Source organism: Myroides odoratimimus (assembly GCF_001485415.1).
Taxonomy (GTDB): Bacteria; Bacteroidota; Bacteroidia; order Flavobacteriales; family Flavobacteriaceae; genus Flavobacterium; species Flavobacterium odoratimimum.
In genome coordinates this window covers 147507-170309 of the sequence record NZ_BCMQ01000003.1, presented here as the reverse complement: position 1 = coordinate 170309, position 22803 = coordinate 147507, and the positions used below count along the sequence as shown (strand labels likewise).

The window sequence follows — 22803 nt, the reverse complement described above, 5'->3', positions numbered from 1 at the left end:
AGTAACTCTTTGTTTACAAAAGTAACATACTTAAACCATAACTACCATCAGCAACACTTTAGAAGTTTACAAAATTAAACAATGCTAGCTACTTAATTATTTATAAGTACTTTATATATTATTACTTAAACATAAACTTTAGTGTTGTTTACAATTCTAAATATGTATACATTTGTAATATTATAAACAATATTACATTTGTAAACACTATAACTATTTACTTCTATAAACAAAATGCTATGGATAACTTTGTAAACAGACTTGAATTTATACTTCACAACTATGACTACTCTGCCTCTTCTTTTGCAGACAAAGTTGGTGTTCAAAGGTCTAGTTTATCTCACCTTTTGTCAGGTAGAAATAAACCTAGTTTAGACTTTATTTTAAAAGTAAACGAAGCTTTTCCTGAGCTAAGTTTGGAATGGTTAATCAAAGGAACGGGTAACTATTTAGAGAAAGACAATACCACTACTATCACTAAAATTATCCAAACTCCTCCTTCTACTCCAATGACCACTCCTTACTCAACTGATCTTTTTTCGGCTGAAAAAGAAGAAGAATTAGCTCCAAGTTTTGTAGAGAAAAAAGAAGAAATAACAACGGAAAAAACCACCTCTATTCACGACCAAAAAGAAGAAAATAGTACTGAAAATATTCTCCCTCATTTTGCTTTAGGATCTAATAAAGGAGAGATTGAACAGGTGATTATTTTTTATAAAGATGGAACATTTAGTCAATTTAAACCGCGATAATTCTAATCCATATCACCTAGTAAAAATTGCCGTTTTAGGTATCTAATATTTGATTTATCTTTGAAGGAAAGTTGAGCTAGAAAAAAATGATAAAGAAAATCCTAAGTTATTTTACCCCAGTTATAGAAAAGAAAATTCCCTCAAAAGTTAGTCAACAATTAGAAGTAACTTGGATTGATGGACATCTAGTAGTAGATACTAAACACACCAACTACTCTTACGGTAATCTAGAAAAAGTACTAAAGAATGGGCTTAGTTTTATAGGTTTTGAGAAAATCAAAAAAATGAACAAGGTGCTTATCCTTGGTCTTGGAGCAGGTGGAGTTCTCAAAACATTAAGAGATGAAGTAAAATACCAAAATGCCATTGATAGTGTTGAGCTAGATGAAGCTATTCTATTTATTGGTAAAAAGTACTTTGATATCGAAAAGTACAACACTAACCACGTTATTCACAACATAGATGCTTTTGAATTTGTCTTGCGTTCTAAAGAACAGTATGATCTAATCATCATAGATATCTTCCAAGATGCAAGAATGCCCGACTTCTTATTTGAACGTTATTTTGTTGAGAGGCTACAAGAATTACTAAACCCAAAAGGTTTCATATTATTCAATACCATAGTACTGACAAAAGAAGATGAGACTCGTAATGAGCATTTTTACACTTTATTTCCTAAAGAAAACTATTCTATTCGGTCTTATCCTAAACAACAAAAGTATAACGAACTCCTTACTATCAAGAAACTACTATAACAACTGTACTTTTAATTAGACAAACCTTGTTTTTCTAATATTACAAATAAGTATCTTTGTAATCCTGAGTTTAAAAAACGAAACAAAATGATTGAAATTAGAGAAGCTAAAACGAATCAAGAAATTAAAGAATTCGTTAAGTTCCCTTTTAAACTATATAAAGACAATAAGTACTGGGTTCCTTCTATGATTAAAGAAGAGATCAAAAGTTTTGATAGAAACAATGATATCTTCAAGACTGTAGACGTTCACTTTTACCTAGCTTATAAAAACAATGAAATTGTAGGACGAGTTGCTTGCTGTATCAATTGGACAGAAGTAAAAGATTTACACAAGCCTAAAGTGCGCTTCGGATGGTTAGAAATGATTGATGATATTGAAGTGACAAAAGCTTTAATAGACACTGTTATCGCATTCGGTAAAAGCCAAAATATGGAATATATAGAAGGCCCTATGGGATTCTCTAATATGGATAAAGCAGGAATGCTGACTAAAGGGTTTGATTATATAGCAACCATGATAGGATTATACAACTTCGAGTATTATCCACAACATATGCAACAACTTGGTTTTAAACCTGAGGCTGAATGGATTGAATACAAACTCGATATCTCTAAATTTGATAAACCGAAAATAGACAAAATGTCTTCTCTTATAAAAACGAGATACAATGTAAAAGTACTAGAGTTCAAAACGATTAAAGAACTAATGCCTTATGTTGATGAAATGTTTGCTCTATTAAACAAGACTTATGCAGACTTACAAAGCTTTGTACCTATAGAGCCTTTTCAAGTAGAGCACTATAAAAAGAAATACCTACAGTTTATTCATCCAGACTATATCTCTTGTATTATGGATGAAAATAATAAAATGATTGCTTTTGCCATTACAATGCCTTCTTTCTCTAGAGCATTCCAAAAGGCTAACGGAAAACTCTTCCCTTTTGGTTTTTGGCATCTGTTACAAGCTATTAAGAAAAACAGTCACGCAGAGTTTTATTTAATTGGTGTAGATCCTGAATATAGAAATAAAGGAGTTACTGCAATAATTTTTGAAGAGATATACAAGTGTTTTTCAAAACACAATATCACATTTGTCGAGACTAATCCTCTATTGGTTGAAAACAATAAAATTCAACAACTTTGGAAACAGTTAAACCCAGAGATTCACAAAGAACGCAAAACATATCGACTAGATATTCAATAAATATACAAGGCTAATAGAACTCACTATTAGTCTTTTTTTATTAATTAACTTTAAAATCGTCTGATAATCAGCATCATTTGTTTTATTATTTATCTCTCTTACTAAATCATTACTAAACCCTTTATAATAAAGGTATTGCCCCTACTTTTATTTATAAAAACAAAGCGCAATTACATTCAATTAAAATTACTTTTTCTCAACAAACTCTATTTAAACTTGTCAAAACATCAAACTTTTTGTATTTTTACAAAAATCAAATTTATTTAATCAAGCTTATTTAGCTATTTTATTAAAAGAGATATTCCATAGAAACACAATATTTGTTTCTATTTTTTTACTTTCAAATCAAAGGTTTTTACCTTTTCTATTTTGTCTTCATCTTTTCTGTAAAGCCTAAATAAGCATATAAACATTTTTTTATGCTTTCAATTCATAAAATAGACAAACACACCTCTACAAACGAATCACAAATCAAAGAATATGTTGATTTTCTATACCTTCATTTAGAACAATATGGAGACGAGAAACAAGATATAGAAAAAGCAATTCACTACGCTCTTTCTTATGACAATAAACCAGGAGGATTTGTATTAGTTGCCAAAAATCAAGAAGAAAAGATTGTTGGTATTACAGTCTTATTAGACACCTTAATGGGAGGATTTATCCCTGAACATATTCTTGTTTATATCGCGATAGACTCTAGTGTACGTGGTCAAGGTCTAGGCGGACAATTAATAGATAGATTAAAACAGGAAGCTCATGGCTCTATTGCACTACATGTAGATAAAGATAATCCTGCTCAAAACTTATATGAACGAAAAGGCTTTGAGAAAAAATATATAGAAATGAGATTAACAAAATAGGAAGATGGCTTATATAACATTAAATCAAAGTAAGTTAAAACATAATTACAACAAGCTAGATGCTCTATTTCAGGAGAAAGAAATACACTGGGCTGTTGTAGGTAAATTACTTTGTGGTGATGAGACCTTCCTCAGAGAGGTTTTAGCATTAAACCCTCAACAAATATGTGATTCTAGAGTTTCTAACTTAAGAATGATCAAACAAATTGATCCTACAGTTGAAACCATTTATATAAAACCTGCCCCTAACGGTAGTATTGAAGAGATTATTGAGTACGCAGATATCAGTTTTAATACAGAGCTAGAGACGATAAAACTTCTTTCTGAAGAAGCCAAGCGTCAAAATATTGTACATAAAATTGTTATTATGGTAGAACTTGGAGAGCTAAGAGAAGGTGTTCTGAGAGAAGAACTAATAGACTTCTACAGCCAAGTCTTTGAACTACCTAACATAGATATTATTGGGCTAGGTACTAATCTTACCTGCATGTACGGCGTATTGCCTAATAATGATAAACTAATACAGCTAACGCTATTTAGAGACCTCCTGGAACTCAAATTTAAAAAAAGGATCCCCTATCTATCTGGTGGTGCATCTGTAACGCTTCCTTTAATCTTAAATGACACGATCCCTACAGCTATTAATCACTTTAGAATTGGAGAGACCTTATTTATGGGAACCAATGCCTATGACAATGTAGCTTATTCTGATTTTGAACAAAATATCTTTATGCTTCATGCAGAAATTATTGAGCTATATGAAAAGCCGATGATGCCTGAAGGAGAAATCGGATTGAAAATGACAGGAGAGAAAGTAGAGTTAGCACCAGAATGGGAAAATAGTGTGAATTATAGAGCGATTATAGACTTAGGATTATTAGATATAGAAGAAGACCACATTACACCTATCAATGCTAAACAGCAATTCGTTGGGTCTAGTTCTGATATGATGGTCATGGACCTAGGAGATAACCCAGAGAACTTAAAAGTGGGTGACACAATCTCATTTCATATGAGCTATATGGGAATTCTTAGAATTATGAATTCTAATTATGTTGATAAAAGAGTAATCACCAAGGAGTAATTCCATTATTCTTAAATTAAATTCGTGTTAAAAAAAATTTATTAAGAATTCTCTTAATTACATTTGTTTTCCTCAATCAAAACATCTTTACAATATGGTTTCAACAATTATACCATTAGGCGGAGTAGCTCCATCTGAATTAATAGTTGTTGTTGCAATAGCTTTATTACTTTTTGGTGGAAAGAAAATTCCAGAATTAATGAAGGGACTTGGAACAGGAATTAAAGAATTCAAACAAGCTACAAGAGAAACAAATACAACTAATGCTATTGCAAATGAGAATGCTCAAGAGCAAAAAAGCAATGTTGAATCGACAAATGAACCTATTAAATAAAGGTTTTAAGCAGAAAGAGGGATATTATAATAATATCCCTCTTTTATTTTCTCTTATTTTAAAAACTCTTTTTCTAAATCTAATGGAGCGATGTAGACATTGTCCTTATACACTCTCATATTACCACCAGAAATCTCGTCTATTAAGATAATATCATTAGTAGCTTTATCTCTTCCAAACTCTAATTTGATATCATATAACTCTAGATTCTTAGTAGCTAATTCATCCTTTATAATTTGGCAAATCTCTTTAGTACGAGATTTTAAAATTGCATATTCTTCTTTTGACAATATACCTAACATTTCTAATGCATCGTCAGAAATAGTTGGATCAGCTCTTTCATCATCTTTAATGGTTACTTCTACGAAGCTATCTAGTTGTTGTCCTTCTGTACAATAAGCGCCATATCTTCTAAAGAAACTTCCTACTGCTCTGTAACGACAGATTACTTCTAATCCTTTACCAAATGGTATAGCTTCTTTTACAATCATCGATACATCTTCTATATCAGCCGAAACATAATGTGTAGGAACATTCTTTTGTGCTAAAACTTCGAAGAAGTGTTTTGTCATTTTCAATCCACTCTTACCTGCTCCATCGATAGTTAAACCTACTGTATTTGCACCTGGATCGAATACACCATCTTCTCCTGTTACATCATCTTTAAACTTTAAAAGAACTTGATTGTTTGATAGACTATATACATCTTTAGTCTTTCCTTGATACTTTAATGTCATTGTGTGTTAGTGTTGTTATTAAAGCTCAAAAATAAGACAAATGTCCCAACTCCAACGATTTTTCAGAAACTTTATTTATAGTAGCTATGTCTAAAACTAAACAACATAAAAAAAGCTGGAAGTAATGAATACTTCCAGCTTTTATATTTATACTTATCCCTTAAATAAGGTCGAAATCACATCTTCTACTTTCTGATCCTCCACTTCTATAACTACCTTCTTTAGGAGGCACATTCTGATACACAGTTTCAACTAATTTTAATAATCTAGACGGAGAAATTCCTTTCATGACCATATAATTAATAACTCTATCTGCTCGTCTATCAGCTAACCACTCATCATATTTAGCATTACCTCTCGTATCAAAATAAACGTGAACTCTCACTCTAGCTTCTGGATTATTATACATATAAGCTACTATCTCATCCACTGATGCTTTATTATCTGTATTTAAATAAGAACTATTAAAATCGTAATAAAAAGATGGCAATGTAGAGCTATCATAGTTTACGTTAGAAGTTCTAGTTGTATTATAATCGCCACTTGCTATTGTATTACCTCTATTTTGAGATTCACTTACTACACTTGTTAATCCAAAATTAGCAACTACACCATTATCCATTTGATTCAAAAGAACCTCTGCTTTACTATAATTCTTTGCAGCTGTAGATACCTTATGAATATCTGTCATCCTTTTAGGTTCGAAAACATAAGCTCCATCTGCAGAAGTATATACTGTAGCTATTCTATCTCCTGATGAATTAAAGAATGTTACTTCTCCTTCTCCTATCGGATTATTTGTTTTTTTATCAAATACCTTACCCTCTATTTTCTGAGCAGATACAGAAATAAAACTAAATAAAGAAAGTCCTAAAGTTATTAATTGTAATTTTTTCATATCATTCTAGTATAGACTAATAAACATTATTATTCTCCTTACACAAAACTACACTTTATTTTATAATTTTTAACATTATAGTTGTTTTATTTAGAGCAATATGTTTTGTTTTTGCTTTTTACCTAACAATAAATGAGTATACAAAATACAATTTCATTATTTATTCTAATTTAGATTAAAAAACTCAAATATTACACCATAGTTGTCACTTATTGTTAATTTACAAAGTCATTGTTATCGATTTCGCTTTCAAAAAAGAAACATTATTAGTAGTTATACTTCTAAATAATGAATTCAATAAAAAATCCCTTACAATCAATGAAAATAATATAAAAAAAACACCTTTTGCGAATTATTTTAATCATTTGTATAATTTTACAGCGATACAATATATTTAATTAAGAATCTAATGACAGCGGAAGAACTAAATATTATTGCAGAAAATGCTCTTAATGATCAATACAAAAAAATAATAAATCAACTAAAAGAATCTGCTATAAAAGGAAAGAACTCATGTATTATAAAGAATTTACCGACTTCTATATCGAAAAAACTAAAAGAAAAAGGCTTTGTCATCATTCCTATATATAAATATAGGTACAATTACTTCCTCTTTAAAAAGAGGAGAATAAAATATTTTTTAATCCAGTTTTAACTTGTTTTATAGATAACAGATCTTCACACCTTACTAACCTTTTACACATACCTTATCTTAAAACTGGAATAGTGTTTGTGCATTCATTATTAAACACATACAATTTTTAATAATGAGACTTTTACTTATTTTTTTTCTATATTCTTTTTACTGTTTGGGTCAGAATAAAAAGACTACAATCACTGCCTATCAAAAGAAAACTCTACAAGAAAAAAATATTGTTAGAATTATTAAAGATTCTTTAGGTAATGAATCTTATCAATTCCTAATCAAACCTAAAGCTCTTAAAGCTGAAATAGAAGAGTACTTTACTCCTCATTTTTCAAAGATTACTTCTCCTATACTAACTATCTTGAAGCATAATAATCTATACTATTTTATTTCTAATAGTAAGGATTATACTCTTATTTCTCTTGCTCATTTAGTTTCTATACCACGTGTAGAAGGTGAGTATCTTATATACAGTAGTAATAACTGTATTATACCTAATAATAGCCCTATCTGCTATCCTTCTTCAGACGGGACCTCTTGCCTAGAAAAACAACCCTCATGTATAAAATTAATAAAGAAGAAAAATTAAACTCAGATTCTACCATAGACATATAAATGAAAAGTAATTATACAAAATAGGGCTAAATTAGAGAGTAAAGCATAGTTTTAGAACTAATGAAATAGATATGAAGTGAAGTGCTTTGTAGTATTTGGCTAATGAGGAATCTGGATGAAAAGTGATTAATGGGTTACATTCACTTTAATAAATAAAGAAACAAAATTCTCTTTTTCATTGTACCTTTGATTTGATTTTATATCTAATCTCTATTTTGTATTAAATAGCCTTAGATTGATTTAAATTCATTTACTTATTTCATACACTTTATTAATATGCTTAGACCTTGGCCCTTACAAATTCAAATTATTAATACTGAAAAAAAAGCTATCTATCTCCAAATAGCTGACGCTATTATAGAAGCTATAAAAACAGGTCAACTAAAAGAGGAAGAAGCCCTACCAGGAAGTAGAAAGTTAGCAGAAATCTTAGGAGTAAATAGAAATACAGTTATAGAAGCCTATGATGTCTTATTAAGTGAAGGTTGGATTATGTCCAAATCGCGTAGTGGAACTTACGTCTCTAAACTTGCTGACATAAATATAACTCCTCTCAATAAAATTCCTATAAAAAAAGAAAGTAAATCAACTATTCAATACAATATCACCGTTGATGATGGAAACCCTGATACTTCTATTGCTCCTGTTGAAGAATTAGCAAGAGCTTATCGCCAAATATTTAAGCGAAAAGGAAAGTGGCAGATGATGGGATACTCATCTCCTCTAGGATTATTTGAGTTTAGAGAACATATTAGTAAAATGCTAAATCATTGGCGAGGTATGCAAGTAACTGCCGAAGAAATATGTATTTCTAGAGGAAGTCAAATGGCAATGTACCTTATCGCTCAAGTACTACTAAAGAAAGATGACTATATTATAGTAGAACATCCTGGATATAGAAAAGCATGGCACACATTTGAGCATGCTGGAGCAAAATTGTTATATGCTAATGTAGATGAACAAGGAATTGATATCAATCAAGTCGAAAGTCTTTTAAAAGAAAACAAAAGAATTAAAGCTATTTATATTACTCCTCACCACCAATACCCAACTACAGCAACCCTTAGTTTACAGAGGAGATATAAGCTGATAGAGCTCTCTAACTTGTATAACTTTACTATTATAGAAGATGATTACGACTATGAATTTCATTACGGACATAGACCCGTTATGCCGATTAGTAGTCTTCCGAATGTACTAAACTACGTATATATAGGAACATTAAGTAAAGTCGTAGCTCCTTCTCTACGTATCGGTTATATAGCGACTAACAATGATCTGATTCAAAAAATAGGTGAACTTAGAAGTATCATCGATGTACAAGGTGACAATATCATGGAACAAGCTATCTTACAATTAATGGATGACGGGACCATAAGAAAACATTTAAAAAAAGCACATAACTACTATAAAAGCAAGAGAGATATAACTGCCGATTTACTAGATAAAAACCTTAAAGAACAAGTAAATTATACAATCGCTGATGGAGGGTTAGCAATATGGTTAGTTCCTAAAAAAGATACAGATTGGGACAAACTCAAAAAGAAACTAGACCTAGATAAAATTGCTTTTATGGGGCCTGAAAGGTTCTCCTATAGTGATAAGTTACAAGGAATACGGTTTAGTTTTGGATCATTGTCAGAACGACAAATAGAAGAAGCTATACTATGCTTAAAAAGACATTTATAACAAAAATAAATTCCTTTAGTAAAGACTTTACTAAAGGAATTTATTTTTGTTATAATCATTGGTATTATTTACGCAATGCTTTTTTAACTGCAGGAGCAATTTTAGTACCTAATAGCTCTATGTTTTTCATCTGTGTTAAGTGATCAGGCGCTCCTAAATCACTGTGCATTAACCAACGTGTTAACCCAAACATCTCTTGATGATATAAAATCTTATCTACTACTTGATCCACATCTCCTATGAATAAAGCACCGTCTCTACTTCTTCCTCCTTCATACTGCTCATAAGTGTAAGGTTGCCATCCACGTGATGCCCCTATTCTATCCATCTGTTCTTTATATACAGGGAAATAATCTTTAGCTAAAGCATTTCCGTCTAATCCTACTAATCCATGTGAGTGCGTAGCGATCTGCATTTTACTAATATCATGACCTGCATTAATATACTCTTGTTTATAGTAGTCAAAGAATGGTTTATACTGTTCTGGCATTCCACCGATAATAGCGAACACAAGTGGCAATCCTAATTTAGCCGCTCTTAATACAGACTCTGGTGTTCCTCCTGCTGCAATCCATACATCCATTGGCTGTTCACTTCTTGGGAAAACCTGCTGTTCTTTTAGAGAAGCTCTGTGTTTTCCTGTCCAGGTCAATGGACCATCTATTGCATTGATATTCAACAATAAATTAAGTTTTTCTGTAAACAACTCATTGTAATCATTAAGATCATATCCAAACAAAGGGAATGACTCTATAAAACTTCCACGTCCTACTGTAATTTCTGCTCTACCATTAGACATAGCGTTTATAGTAGAGAACGATTGATATACACGTACAGGATCATTAGAGCTCAATACAGTAACAGCACTCGTCAACTTGATATTCTTAGTTACTGTAGCTGCACCAGCTAATATAATATCTGGAGTAGAGACTGCGTAATCTTTACGGTGATGTTCTCCTATACCGAAAACATCCAATCCTACTTCATCCATTAACTTAACTTCCTCTATAATCTCATTTATACGTTGTGTACTTGACTGATAACTATTGTTTTGTTTGTCGAATTTTAAATCCCCAAACATGCTAATTCCTATTTCCATCTTTATCATTTTTTATTATACTATAAAATTACTCCTATTAATATGGATTATACTTAATCTATATTAAGATATGCACAGCCAGATATTGTCAATAATGCTCTAGCCCTGTATAAAAGCTTAATATTATTCAAAGAAAATGACCAAAAAGGCATTTTAAGTTAAAAAAACAGCTTGTTCAAACATAAAAGTATTACAGTTTTCTACATTTAATTAAAGAACTTAATCTCTTTTAGTATAATTTGAAGTTGTAAGAGATATAGATTAACAATCAAAAAGTTTTATTCGCAAAAAGGACACTTTTAGTAAGTTTTAGCGTCAAATTAGGAAATTATACTGTGCTTTTTTTATACTTTTGTCCTACAAGATTGATAATAATAAGTTTTAGAAGTATAAATACTAGATTCTTTAATACTCCTTACTTATTACAAGTAAATCTTACGTCTTATCTGATTAAGACACTATCATTCAGTATTTTATTATTTTTCAATAAAGCTGAATGCTAAATAAGAACTATCATAGAACATAACGTTCTATTTAAGTTATAATGTTGTTTCCTATTATGAAAGCTCTATTGTTGTTGATAGAGCTTTTTTTTATTGTATCCTATAGTAATTTTTAAACGTTACTAAAACAGCAAAATTACTTTGATTATCAATAAGTAATATATCCTTAAAGATCATTAAAAATTAGAAAACTAAGTGCATGTTCTTCGGGAGTTTATTGGGCAGTCTTTGGATGCTCTTCGGAAAACTGCCCCTCAGTCCGAACAAATACTGAACTCTTCCGAAGAGCTTCCGAATAAATGGGTGTATCAAAAACTCATAAATACTGGTAATGAGGTATTTATGATTTAATAAATGGAAATAAATAGACTTTTTTGGAAATATTGAGAAATATTTGGAAAAGAATGGAAGAAAATGGAAAAAAGTGGAAGTAAGCACTTTTTCTTCGAAAGAAATAGCTAAACAACTATTTCTTTCTTCAACTCTTAAAATATTGAAAGCTCTACCAAATACTCTATCAAGATTAGTTTAATATTTCTTTGCTATCCATCATAAAAAAAAATATTGTTTTAAACCCAGATTAAGCGATAGACATAGAAACGAAAAGTAATTATACAAAATAGCTCTGAATTTAAGAAAAAAGCATACTGTAGTATGGTTTTAGAAGAAATGAAAAAGATATGAAGTAGAATTGCTTTGCAGTCTTTGGCTAATGCTTAATCTGGGTTAAACTTTCCTTCTCGACTTTTACAGTCAATCTAATATAACTAGAAGTTGATTAGAACCATTTTCTCCATTTAAAATAACTTATCATGAGAACAACCAAGCCTAACATTACCCATAAAGTATAGAAATAACCATTCTCTGTTTTTAATTCTGGCATATTCTCAAAGTTCATTCCATACACTCCAACAATAAATGTTAGCGGAATAAAGACTACAGATACAATAGTCAATACCTTCATGATTTCATTCATTCGATTGCTCTGAGAAGAGAAATAATAGTTGGTAGCACTATCTAGTTTGTTTAGATTATAATCTATCTGATCGAGCATTTCATAGCTTTTATACTGTAATCGGTCAAAGAAAACAATACTATTTCTACTGATTTGACTCTCTACATTCTTTTTATCATGCTGTGTTTTTAGGTTGTATAGCACTTCTCTTAGCGGTATAATAGCTCGTTTTACCTCTTGTAGTTGTTGAGTATATTCTTCTATACTTACCAGAATTTGCTTGTGATATTTAGTTCTAGCCTCTAAAAGAATCTGTTCTACATTATCTTCTATCAAGTCTAAGGTTACAAAATAACTCTCCATTAAAGAATCTAATAAGCCATACAATAGATAGCCCGAATCTTTTCTTCTTATTTGTCCTGTTTTGGTTCTAATACGCTCTCTGATCAAATTAAAGAAGGCTCCTCTTTTCTCTTGAAATGACAACAGTACATTCTCTTGGAGGATAAAGCTTATCTGTTCTATCCCTACTAGAATATCTTCATTAGAAGACGGCAAAATGGCCTTAACACTAAAGAACAGTGTATTATCTAACTCCTCTACTCTTGTTCTTCTAGAGAAATTTAGAATCTCTGCCATGATATAAGATTCTATATGAAAAAAACTTCCAACTTCTTTTAATAAATCTATATCATGTAGTCCATGTAGATTAAACCACTTTATAGAATTAGGAGATGCTGCTAATAATATCTCTTCTATTTCCTTCAAACTTAAATCATTGTACTCCTCGAATGTATTCTCATCGTAGATAAACAATTGCATAGAAATAGGTACCTCTGGAAAAGAACCTGCATATTCTAGAGAATTTGGCTGAAGTTTTCTAGTTTTCTTATATTTAACTCGTCTCACATTTTGTAAATTTGCTTAAAGATAAAAGTTTTTAGACTTTTATCTCATTTATAAGCCTAAAAAAACAACTCAAACAAATATGAAAACACTAATTAAGAATATAAAAGAAATACTACAAGTTAGAAATGAAGCTATAGAGAAAGTATCTGGAGCTGATATGGCAACTTTACCTAAGCTAGACAATGCATATCTAATTATAGAACACGACTTGATAGCGGATTATGGTACGATGGATACTTGTCCTAATGAAAGTGAAATGGATCAAGTAATAGATGCTACTGGGAAAACCATCTTACCTACATGGGTAGATAGTCACACACACTTAGTCTATGCTGGTAATAGAGAATTAGAGTTCGTAGACCGCATCAATGGGCTTAGTTATGAAGAAATCTTCAACAGAGGAGGTGGAATCTTAAACTCTGCAAAAAAGCTACAAGAAACTTCAGAAGAAGATTTATATGAACAGTCTCGCAAACGTTTAGAAGAAGTAATCAGTCAAGGTACTGGAGCTGTTGAAATAAAATCAGGATACGGATTAACAGTAGAAGCTGAGCTTAAGATGCTACGCGTGATTAAAAAACTAAAAGAAAACTACCCTATAGCCATTAAAGCTACTTTCTTAGGGGCTCACGCCTTCCCTACTGAATATAAAGATAACCACCAGGGATATATCGACCTTATAGTCAATGAAATGATTCCAGCTATTGCTAAAGAAAACTTAGCTGAGTATGTAGACGCTTTCTTAGAGACAGGTTATTTCTCTTGTGAAGAGACAGAGCGTATCATTAAAGCAGGACAAGAACACGGGCTTATTGCTAAAGTACATGTTAACCAGTTTACTGCTATTGGAGGAATCGAAACTTGTGTAAAAAACGGTGCTCTATCAGTAGATCATCTAGAAATAGTAACAGACGAAGATATCGAAATTCTAAAAGGAAGTAAAACGATGCCTGTAGCCTTACCTACATGTTCTTTCTTTATCTCTATTCCTTATACTCCTGCTAGAAAGATGTTAGAAGCAGGTTTACCACTAGCTTTAGCTTCTGACTCTAACCCTGGTACTACACCGTCTGGGAATATGAACTTTGTCGTAGCTACAGCATGCATCAAAATGAAAATGACTCCTGAAGAAGCGATTAATGCAGCTACAATAAATGGAGCTTATGCAATGGGACTACAACAAGAGTACGGTAGTATAACAAAAGGTAAAAAAGCTAGTTTAATTATCACAAAACCACTAAATTCATTTTATGAATTACCTTATGCTTTTGGTTCTAACCTTATAGATCAGGTAATTCTAAATGGACAAATACAAAAATAAAAGATACCCTAGTATCAATTGCATCACAACAACATCGCTATGAACAAACAAAAACTAGTGTTATTTAAGAAAACTGATTTGGTTGCCTTGACCAAATTCAGAAGTGGGGAAATCAAATTTGGTGAAAGAGTTCACACTTTAGAATCAGAAGAGAATTGGCATAATGAATTAGCCGCTACAGACGCTAAATATGCTATTATTGGTATTCCTGAAGATATAGGTGTAAAAGCTAATCTAGGCCGTACAGGTACTTCTTCTGCTTGGCAAAATTTCTTAAACAGCCTTTTAAATATTCAACACAACAGATTCTGTAAAGGAAGCTGGACTACGTTAATTGGCCATTTAGATTTCAGTGAAGAACAAAAAGAAGCAGAACAACTAGACCCCAATAATAGAGAAGATCGCAAAAGACTCTTCGAATTAGTGTCTCGTATAGATAAAGAAGTATCACATACCATCGCTAAAATTGTAAAGGCAGGCAAAATACCTATTGTTATAGGTGGTGGACATAATAATGCTTATGGTAATATTAAAGGACTTGCCTTAGCCAAGGGCAAAGCCATTAATGTAATCAACTTTGATGCGCATACAGATTTTAGACCACTAGAAGGAAGACATAGTGGTAACGGGTTTTCTTATGCATTCGAAGAAGGTTTTTTAAAGAACTATTTTATCTTCGGTCTTCATGAGAACTATACTTCTAAGACTGTTTTTGGGGATATAAAACTTCATGCAGACCGCGTTAAGTATAATACTTATGAGCAAATACGCATTCGCAAAGAGAAATCTTTTGACACCGAATTACTAACTGCTCAACGACATATTGAAAACAATACTTATGGTATCGAAATAGACTTAGATGCTGTACCACTAGTAGCTAGTAGTGCTATCACGCCTACAGGGTTCTCTGCTGAGAGGTTGAGACAGTTCATACACTACTTTGCTAAATCTAAGAATGTTGGATATATTCACATCTGTGAAGGGGCTCCTTCTTTAGATTTCGAGCAGAACAGTCATCTTGTAGGGAAGTTAATCACTTATTTAGTAACAGATTTTATCAAATCAAATACAGAAAAAATTTAGTCTTGAATATATTACTTGTAGAAGACGATTCTCGCATCAGTGACTTTATCGTCAAAGGTTTAAAGGAAAATGGTATGCAAGTACAACTTGCTGCTTCTGGAGAAGAAGCTAGAGATCTTATTCTCAGTGCTGATTGGGATCTTATCTTAATGGATATAATGCTTCCAGGTATAGATGGTATTCAGTTAACCAAAATGATTCGTTTTAAAAAGAACTATACCCCTATACTGATGTTAAGCGCTCTAAGCGAAACCACTGATAAGATATCTGCTCTAGACAGTGGTGCTGATGACTACTTAACAAAGCCTTTTCACTTTAGTGAATTACTATCGAGAATTAATGCCTTAACAAGACGAACTAAATTTAATTACGAAAAAAAAGACCATATCTATATCTGTGGTGATTTAAAACTAGACCCTGAAAAACATCTAGTCACACAAGGAGATAAAACAATAGATCTGTCACCTAGAGAATACAAATTATTACTTTTCTTATTAGAAAATAAAGATCGCGTAGTCTCTAGGATGCAGATTCTAGAACGAGTATGGGGAATACAATTTGATACCAATACCAATGTAGTAGATGTCTATATTTCTTATCTAAGAAGTAAAATAGATGATTCTAAAGGAAAAATAATACACACCATAAAAGGAACTGGCTATATGCTACAAGAATGATATGAATTTACGCACTCGTCTTACCACCTACAGTACTATAGTATTCGGTATAGTATTTTTTATTGCATCACTTATTATATTCTTAGCTTACTTCTCTAAGACACAAGAGTCTGTGTTTAACAATCTGAAGAATACTACCCTCCTATCTGCAATATATTACTTAGAACAAGACGAGCTATCTCATACAGAGCATTCTGTTGTAAAAGAAGAGTTTAGAGCCACTATTCAGTCTAAAAATGTAGCTGTATATAACTTTAGTAATCAGTTATCCTATGGAGCTCTAGTTAATGACCCTGTACTGACAAATGCTATTTTAAACAAAACAAGAACAGATAAATCACATCGATTTAAAGCAAATGACTTTTTTTATTACGGAATATACTACCCTGATAACCAAGGGGACTTCGTAGTATATACGAGAGAGTCTACAGCTGACTTTATGAATCAGATGAAAAGCCTTATTCTTATCCTATGCATTGTACTTGTAGGAGGTTTACTAGCTATTTATTTTTTAAGTAAGTACATCTCTAATATCGCCTATAAGCCCCTTAAGAATATTGTGCAGCAGGTAAATGAGGTAAACTACTCTAATCTAGAAAACGGGATAGAAGTACCGAAAACAAATGATGAATTAGAAGAATTAATCTCTACTTATAACAACCTACTAATCAGACTATCTGAAACATTCTTGATTCAAAAGAACTTTATTAACTATGTCTCTCATGAGTTTAAAACTCCCCTTACTGCTATCAGTGGTAACCTAGAAGTTTTTGCTCAGAAAGAACGTTCTCCAGAAGAATATAATCAAGTCGTCAAGGAGGCTTTAAAAAATGTGTACAAAATAGAGAATATCTTAAGTAATCTTCTTTTATTATCAGGATTAAAAAACACAGAGAAAGATGCTAGTCTATTTAGAATAGATGAGATAATCTGGACTATATATGAAGCATTACAGGATAAGCTAACAGAACTACAGACTACCTTAGAGATAAATATAAATGTAGATGACTTCACTAAACTAGAGTATAAAGGTAACGAAACTCTAATCCATCTAGCATTATACAATATTATCGAAAATGCTGTAAAATATTCTAATAGTAAACCTGTTTCAGTAGAGCTATCTCTATATAACAATAGGCTACAGCTAAAGGTAAAAGACCATGGAAAAGGTATCTCAGAAGAAGAACTTACTTTTATAAAACAAACATTCTATAGAGGAAAGAATGTAGGCGAAATTAAAGGTAGTGGTATAGGACTGTCCCTTGCTACTATCATCTTTGAGCAACATCGTATTCAATTTGATATTACTTCTCAGTTAGAACAAGGAACAGTTATTTCTTTAATTTTTTAAAGTCTATTTTCTTTTGAAACCAAACTGTTCGATATAAAAATCTAGAATCGTGATTGCGGTCATAGCTTCCACAATAGGCACTGCACGTGGTAATACACATGCATCGTGTCTCCCCTTCCCTTGTACAGTCACCACCTCATGTGCTGTATTAATAGACTGTTGGTCTTTCATTAAGGTAGCAGTTGGTTTAAAAGCAACTTTAAAGTAAATATCCATTCCATTACTTATACCGCCTACTATTCCTCCTGCATTATTGGTTGTTGTAGAGCCATCAGGAAGGATAGAATCATTATGCTGACTACCTCTCATCTTTGTCCCTTCAAAACCACGACCAAACTCTACTCCTTTAACAGCATTGATCCCAAGCATAGCTTTAGCCAAATCAGCATCAAGTCGATCAAATACAGGTTCTCCTAATCCTACAGGCACGTTCTGTACCACGCAGATAATAGTTCCTCCTATAGAATCCCCATCTTTTTTAACTTCCTTAATTAAAGTCTCCATTTCTACTGCTTTAATAGGATCAGCACAACGAACAGGATTGTTCTCTATCTCGTTAAAATCTAATTCACTGTATTTTTTCTCAACAGCAATATCTCCTACTGAAGACACATAAGCTGTTATTTTTATTTCTTTTAATACTTGCTTTGCTATTGCTCCCGCTACTACTCTACTGGCAGTCTCACGAGCAGAACTACGCCCACCTCCTCTGTGGTCACGATGTCCATATTTTTCATCATATACATAATCTGCATGACTCGGACGATAAATATCTTTGATATGATCATAATCCTTTGATTTTGAATTTGTATTTTCAATTACAAAACCTATAGGAGTACCTGTTGTCTTCCCTTCAAATATTCCTGAAAGAAACTTTACTTCATCCGCTTCTTTTCGCTGTGTAACTATCTTAGATTGACCTGGTTTACGTCTGTCTAATTCCAACTGAATTTGTTCTAAATCTAACTCTATTCCTGCTGGACAACCGTCTATAATACCACCGATCGCTACTCCATGAGATTCACCGAAAGTAGTTACTCTAAATCTATTGCCATAAGTATTACCTGCCATATTCATGTATTTTATACAAGTTTACCACTTTTCTAAGTTTTGCACCTTGTTATTCTAGATATTTTTTGACAAAGTTACTTTCTAGACCTTACCTTATTTACTCCCAAAGTCCTTCTATATTCCCTAACCACTTCCTTTTTTAAGCAGATATCGATATATTTGTAATTCAAAATAAAACAAATGATTATACTAAAACCATTTACCAAAACGGATGCCCCAATAATTATAGATTGGAATTTTACAGAAGAAGAACTACTACAGTTTGGAGGAACTGCATTTACACATCCTCTTACAGAGGATCAAGTCTTGGCTTTCATGAAAGTAGAAAACTCTTTATTCTTTAAAGCAATTGACACTGATAATGACACCGTAATTGGAGTTGGCGAAATTATTTTGATGGAGAATAATGCTACTAAACTAGCTCGTATAGTGGTAGGTGATCGAAATAATAGAGGAAAAGGTTATGGACAAAAGATGATGCAAGCCTTTGTAGATTATTGTCTAAATGATATCCAAAGTGATTCTGTTATCCTTAATGTATTTGATTGGAATATTGGAGCTATTAAATGTTATGAAAAAATAGGCTTTACCTTTGCTGATGTTCCTATGAGAAGTTTTGATCTACCAAATGGAGAACAATGGTTTAGTAAACAAATGGACTATACTAAAAAGTAACCACTTACGATAGCTATTATATATATTTCTATTTTCTAGTGACAAAGTTGCTAGTCGATCTAAATTTGCAACAGATTATTTCCTTAGTGACTCCGTTATAATATTTGTTTTAACGGACTCACTAAGGACTCGAATGTCTAGTCCTTCTATAACTGTACAACTATAGTTCACAATCCTACTTAGTACTGTACAGTCTTATAATATTGCTTCTATTCTTTTACAATTACTCTCCTATAAGCAATCTTACCTACAGTCAAAATTGAGTTTATAGATAACAGGGATCAGCTCGATTCTAATTTTCATCTTTACTACTGCTGATAAAGGTTATTTTCTGTACAGAAATCACATTTTATTAAACTTAAAAGACATCTTTAAGCAAGATGAATACATTCATAGCAGTACAAAACACTGCTTTTATAGATAAATATAGTTTTCAAAGAAGAAAAAACAGTTCTTTTTAAGCCATTTAAGTATTTAAAGTCAATTTATATAGATTCCTCATAACCTGTTTTTCTTACTTTATATTTCCATACTAAAATCTTCTAAACACCACGGTTATACAGACATTAAGCGATATCACACTATTAACTATAATGCAATAGTATACCATAAACATTTAGCTATTTATAATTTTAACACAAGAATAAACGCTTAAATTAAAATATTCTTGTTTGTTTTTATAGAAAAATTATATAAATTGTCCTTAACAAAACCTAACTAATCAAACAACTTATTATGACACTTGAATTATTTGAAGAACTCTCAGATGTTCTGGGGGTATTCGTAGAGAAATTTACTAACCTCAACATTAAAGCAAACAAGCATTCTCTAGCTTGGCAACGATTCCACTACAACTATTTTGATTCAATGACAACTACGCTGTATAAGTCATTAGTTCACTTAAACTATGCGACTATACAACAAGAGAAAGACAATGTTCAATATGCAGAAGCTTTCTCATTAGTATTGGATAAAAATTTTAAACCACTAAGAGATATTAACTTTGACAAGTTTGAACCTAAAGTTCAACAGCAGATTTTAAAAGTAGTACTAGGTGATCTTCCTTTTTTAAATAAAGGGTTAAGCGAAGACACTTATCACTACATTAGATTTAACTGTCTAAATAGAGAAAATAGATTATGTGGCTTAGGAGGAACTTTATTTAAAGATTCTAAGACAGGAGAATTTATACTAAACTTATTCTACTTAAACATTCGTAATGAACGTATTGATTCTTTATTAGAAGTAGATTTCTATATGAAAGACAAGGCTAAATATATAAAGCTGTATAGAGAATTAGCATTAAGTAAAGTAACCACACCACAGGCTCTAAAAGAAGTACTAGATAAAAAGAATATCTCTAGTGTAGACTTTAATAATGATTTTATCTATTTCTTTGGAGAAGGGTACCTTACCTTTTATGATAAGAGAAAGTACTTACAGAGTTTAGAACTTGTATTCTTTACAAAGAATTCATTCGAGGAGATTGCTGATGTATGTGGTTTTAACTCTACTGAGTCATTGATCACAAAGTACAAAAAATTTGAAAGTAACGGATATAATCCTATTATTCGCTACTCAAACATATTACAAGCGTAATAAAAGTAAAAAAGGTTGATTCATTTGAATCAACCTTTTTATATGTAACTTAAATTGCTTTTGTCTTTTCTTTTAACCAAGCAGCTTCTTCTGCTGATAATTTTGATTCTAAAGATTCATACACCCATTGATTATAGTTATTTAACCAATCAATATGTACTTGATCTAATAGTGACTTCTCTACTAAATCTGTTGCGATATAACAGATGGTGATTGTTTCGAAATCCATAAAATCACCGAATTGATTAGAAGCTAAATCCTTAGATACTACTAAGTTTTCAATACGGATACCATGCTTACCTTCTCTGTATAATCCTGGTTCTATAGAACTGATCATTCCTGGCTCTATCGCAATATCTACTGCAGCACCATTAAAAGTATGAGGCCCCTCGTGTACGTTCAAGAAGAATCCTACTCCATGACCTGTACCATGTCCATAGTTACGCATAGTAGCCCAGATAGGACGACGTGTTATAGCATCGATTTGATATCCTCTAGTACCTTTAGTGAAGATAGCCATAGATCCTTCTATCGTTCCTTTTAAAACAATAGTGTAATCTTCTTTTTCTTCTTGAGTCAACTGTCCTAAAGATACCACACGTGTAATATCTGTAGTTCCTGTCTCGTATTGTCCACCAGAATCTACTAATAGCAATCCTTTAGCCTCTAATTTATAGTTGCTATCCAATTCTGCCTTATAGTGTGGTAAAGCTCCGTGATCTTTATATCCAGCAATAGTGTCAAAACTAATATCTTTAAAACCTGGCTGTTCTGCGCGTAATCCTCTTAAATGATCTGCAATACTCATCTCAGATAATTCGCCTGAAGCTACATTTTCTTCTATCCATTTAAAGAATTTGGTCAGTGCTACACCATCATTAATCATGGCATGTCGCTCATGATTTAACTCTACTTCATTCTTCACTGCTTTTAGCATAGTAGACGGATTCATATCCTCTAAGATAGTTACCCCCTCAGGAACAGAATCATAAGTAGCAAAACAAGTACGCTTAGGATCTAATAAGATAGTTTCGCTTGTTCCTAGTGATTTTAAGTAATTTCTTACTTCCTCATAAGGTTTGATTAAGATACCATATCCTTGTAACTCCTCAGCTGTACCTTTATCTAATTTCTTAGAATCAATGAATAAGATAGATTTATCCTGGCTGATAAATACAAAACCAAGTGTAACAGGATTACATTTTACATCTGTACCTCTTATATTCAATATCCAAGCTAAATCATCTAAAGATGAAATTAGGTGACATGTCGCTCTTTTTTGTTTTAAAACTTTGCGTACAGCTGCTATCTTATCTGGAGTAGATTGTCCTGTAATAGAAATAGGTAATGTATAAGCTGGCTCTGTTGGCAATGCTGGTCTATCATTCCATATTACATCTAATAAGTCTACATGACCATCTACCTTGATATTTAAAGGTCCTAATATAGTATTTACAGCATTCGCTACTGCTAATGAAGCTAAATTACCATCAAAGGCAACTGTATTACCTGCTTGTAATTTATCTCCTAACCATGACACATACTCAGGTGCATGTTGAACTTTTAATTTTACTAACTCAAAACCAGATCCTTTTAACTGTGCTGGTCCTTGTACAAAATAACGAGAGTCAGTCCATAATCCAGCAAAGTCTTGTGTAATCACTAATGTTCCTGCTGAACCACTAAAACCAGATGTCCAAACTATACACTTATAATAATCTGGTAAATATTCACTGATATGTGGATCTGAAGAAGGGATAATGTATCCATCAATTCCTCTCTCCTTCATCAGTGAACGTATCTTCGATAATTTTTCTAAATATGTCATTACGATAATAAATTTTTCAAGCTAAAGGTACAAAATGACGAGTACTACAAAAAGATAAATCTGTTAAATTAGAATAGTTTTTACTTCTGTAGATAGTAGCTTAATTTTTAAACTATTAAACACAAAAAAAGCCAACATTTAGTTGGCTTCTCT

Annotated in this window: 21 protein-coding genes; 15 read left to right on the top strand and 6 right to left on the bottom strand. The window is 31.9% G+C overall.

Features of this window, described 5'->3' with window-relative positions; genetic code table 11:
• Nucleotides 1–239 precede the first annotated feature (239 nt).
• The 6 genes from MODO_RS04210 (at nucleotide 240) to MODO_RS04185 (ending at nucleotide 4994) form a co-directional block, all read left to right on the top strand.
• Entirely contained in the window at nucleotides 240–752 is a 513-nt protein-coding gene (locus tag MODO_RS04210; RefSeq protein ID WP_039329463.1) for a helix-turn-helix domain-containing protein, read from the top strand.
• Between the two features lie 86 nt (nucleotides 753–838).
• Complete coding sequence (locus tag MODO_RS04205; protein WP_059050700.1) at nucleotides 839–1507, top strand: spermidine synthase; 669 nt, start codon at nucleotides 839–841, stop codon at nucleotides 1505–1507.
• Between the two features lie 87 nt (nucleotides 1508–1594).
• Complete coding sequence (locus MODO_RS04200; RefSeq protein WP_059050698.1) at nucleotides 1595–2713, top strand: GNAT family N-acetyltransferase; 1119 nt, start codon at nucleotides 1595–1597, stop codon at nucleotides 2711–2713.
• Nucleotides 2714–3132: 419 nt separating this feature from the next.
• A complete protein-coding gene (locus tag MODO_RS04195) occupies nucleotides 3133–3576 on the top strand; it encodes a GNAT family N-acetyltransferase (RefSeq protein WP_059050696.1) in 444 nt (147 codons plus the stop codon).
• Between the two features lie 4 nt (nucleotides 3577–3580).
• Nucleotides 3581–4660 (top strand): alanine racemase, encoded by a 1080-nt coding sequence (locus MODO_RS04190; RefSeq protein ID WP_059050694.1) that lies wholly within the window; start codon nucleotides 3581–3583, stop codon nucleotides 4658–4660.
• A 94-nt stretch (nucleotides 4661–4754) separates the two neighbouring features.
• Nucleotides 4755–4994: a Sec-independent protein translocase subunit TatA/TatB gene (locus MODO_RS04185; protein ID WP_006258957.1), complete on the top strand. Its 240-nt coding sequence runs from the start codon at nucleotides 4755–4757 to the stop codon at nucleotides 4992–4994.
• Between the two features lie 53 nt (nucleotides 4995–5047).
• Here the strand turns inward: MODO_RS04185 and MODO_RS04180 are convergent, their stop codons facing one another.
• On the bottom strand, nucleotides 5048–5731 hold the full coding sequence (locus MODO_RS04180) for a phosphoribosylaminoimidazolesuccinocarboxamide synthase (RefSeq protein ID WP_059050692.1): 684 nt from the start codon (nucleotides 5729–5731) through the stop codon (nucleotides 5048–5050).
• Between the two features lie 160 nt (nucleotides 5732–5891).
• Nucleotides 5892–6629, bottom strand: coding sequence for an OmpA family protein (locus tag MODO_RS04175; RefSeq protein WP_006265225.1), 738 nt, complete (start codon nucleotides 6627–6629; stop codon nucleotides 5892–5894).
• A 409-nt stretch (nucleotides 6630–7038) separates the two neighbouring features.
• Between MODO_RS04175 and MODO_RS04170 the strand changes: the two genes are divergently transcribed.
• The 3 genes from MODO_RS04170 (at nucleotide 7039) to pdxR (ending at nucleotide 9579) form a co-directional block, all read left to right on the top strand.
• A complete protein-coding gene (locus MODO_RS04170; protein WP_006258960.1) occupies nucleotides 7039–7284 on the top strand; it encodes a hypothetical protein in 246 nt (81 codons plus the stop codon).
• A gap of 154 nt (nucleotides 7285–7438) precedes the next feature.
• Complete coding sequence (locus MODO_RS04165; protein ID WP_235811650.1) at nucleotides 7439–7864, top strand: hypothetical protein; 426 nt, start codon at nucleotides 7439–7441, stop codon at nucleotides 7862–7864.
• 302 nt (nucleotides 7865–8166) lie between these two features.
• Nucleotides 8167–9579, top strand: a complete 1413-nt coding sequence (gene pdxR, locus MODO_RS04160) for a MocR-like pyridoxine biosynthesis transcription factor PdxR (protein ID WP_059050687.1) — start codon at nucleotides 8167–8169, stop codon at nucleotides 9577–9579.
• A gap of 64 nt (nucleotides 9580–9643) precedes the next feature.
• On the opposite strand, the gene MODO_RS04155 is transcribed toward pdxR, so the two are convergent.
• Nucleotides 9644–10678 carry an LLM class flavin-dependent oxidoreductase gene (locus tag MODO_RS04155; RefSeq protein ID WP_059050685.1) on the bottom strand — a complete coding sequence of 345 codons (1035 nt, stop codon included), beginning with the start codon at nucleotides 10676–10678 and terminating at the stop codon, nucleotides 9644–9646.
• Between the two features lie 1281 nt (nucleotides 10679–11959).
• Nucleotides 11960–13045, bottom strand: a complete 1086-nt coding sequence (corA, locus tag MODO_RS04150; protein ID WP_006261133.1) for a magnesium/cobalt transporter CorA — start codon at nucleotides 13043–13045, stop codon at nucleotides 11960–11962.
• 79 nt (nucleotides 13046–13124) lie between these two features.
• On the opposite strand from corA, the gene hutI reads away from it, so the two are divergent.
• From hutI to MODO_RS04130, 4 genes are read left to right on the top strand one after another with little or no spacing between them, the layout of a single operon-like run.
• Nucleotides 13125–14366, top strand: a complete 1242-nt coding sequence (gene hutI, locus MODO_RS04145; RefSeq protein ID WP_006263512.1) for an imidazolonepropionase — start codon at nucleotides 13125–13127, stop codon at nucleotides 14364–14366.
• 39 nt (nucleotides 14367–14405) lie between these two features.
• Nucleotides 14406–15449 carry a formimidoylglutamase gene (locus MODO_RS04140; RefSeq protein ID WP_006261131.1) on the top strand — a complete coding sequence of 348 codons (1044 nt, stop codon included), beginning with the start codon at nucleotides 14406–14408 and terminating at the stop codon, nucleotides 15447–15449.
• Nucleotides 15450–15451: 2 nt separating this feature from the next.
• Nucleotides 15452–16126, top strand: coding sequence for a response regulator transcription factor (locus tag MODO_RS04135; RefSeq protein WP_006265222.1), 675 nt, complete (start codon nucleotides 15452–15454; stop codon nucleotides 16124–16126).
• Between the two features lies 1 nt (nucleotide 16127).
• Complete coding sequence (locus MODO_RS04130) at nucleotides 16128–17477, top strand: HAMP domain-containing sensor histidine kinase (RefSeq protein WP_059050683.1); 1350 nt, start codon at nucleotides 16128–16130, stop codon at nucleotides 17475–17477.
• Nucleotides 17478–17480: 3 nt separating this feature from the next.
• Here MODO_RS04130 and aroC read toward each other — a convergent pair whose 3' ends face one another.
• A complete protein-coding gene (aroC, locus tag MODO_RS04125) occupies nucleotides 17481–18548 on the bottom strand; it encodes a chorismate synthase (RefSeq protein ID WP_059050681.1) in 1068 nt (355 codons plus the stop codon).
• A 180-nt stretch (nucleotides 18549–18728) separates the two neighbouring features.
• Between aroC and MODO_RS04120 the strand changes: the two genes are divergently transcribed.
• Both MODO_RS04120 and MODO_RS04115 read left to right on the top strand, forming a co-directional pair.
• Complete coding sequence (locus tag MODO_RS04120; RefSeq protein ID WP_006258971.1) at nucleotides 18729–19223, top strand: GNAT family N-acetyltransferase; 495 nt, start codon at nucleotides 18729–18731, stop codon at nucleotides 19221–19223.
• Between the two features lie 735 nt (nucleotides 19224–19958).
• Nucleotides 19959–20822 (top strand): hypothetical protein, encoded by an 864-nt coding sequence (locus tag MODO_RS04115; RefSeq protein ID WP_006258972.1) that lies wholly within the window; start codon nucleotides 19959–19961, stop codon nucleotides 20820–20822.
• Between the two features lie 49 nt (nucleotides 20823–20871).
• Here MODO_RS04115 and MODO_RS04110 read toward each other — a convergent pair whose 3' ends face one another.
• Nucleotides 20872–22650, bottom strand: coding sequence for an aminopeptidase P family protein (locus MODO_RS04110; RefSeq protein WP_006265216.1), 1779 nt, complete (start codon nucleotides 22648–22650; stop codon nucleotides 20872–20874).
• Nucleotides 22651–22803: the final 153 nt, after the last annotated feature.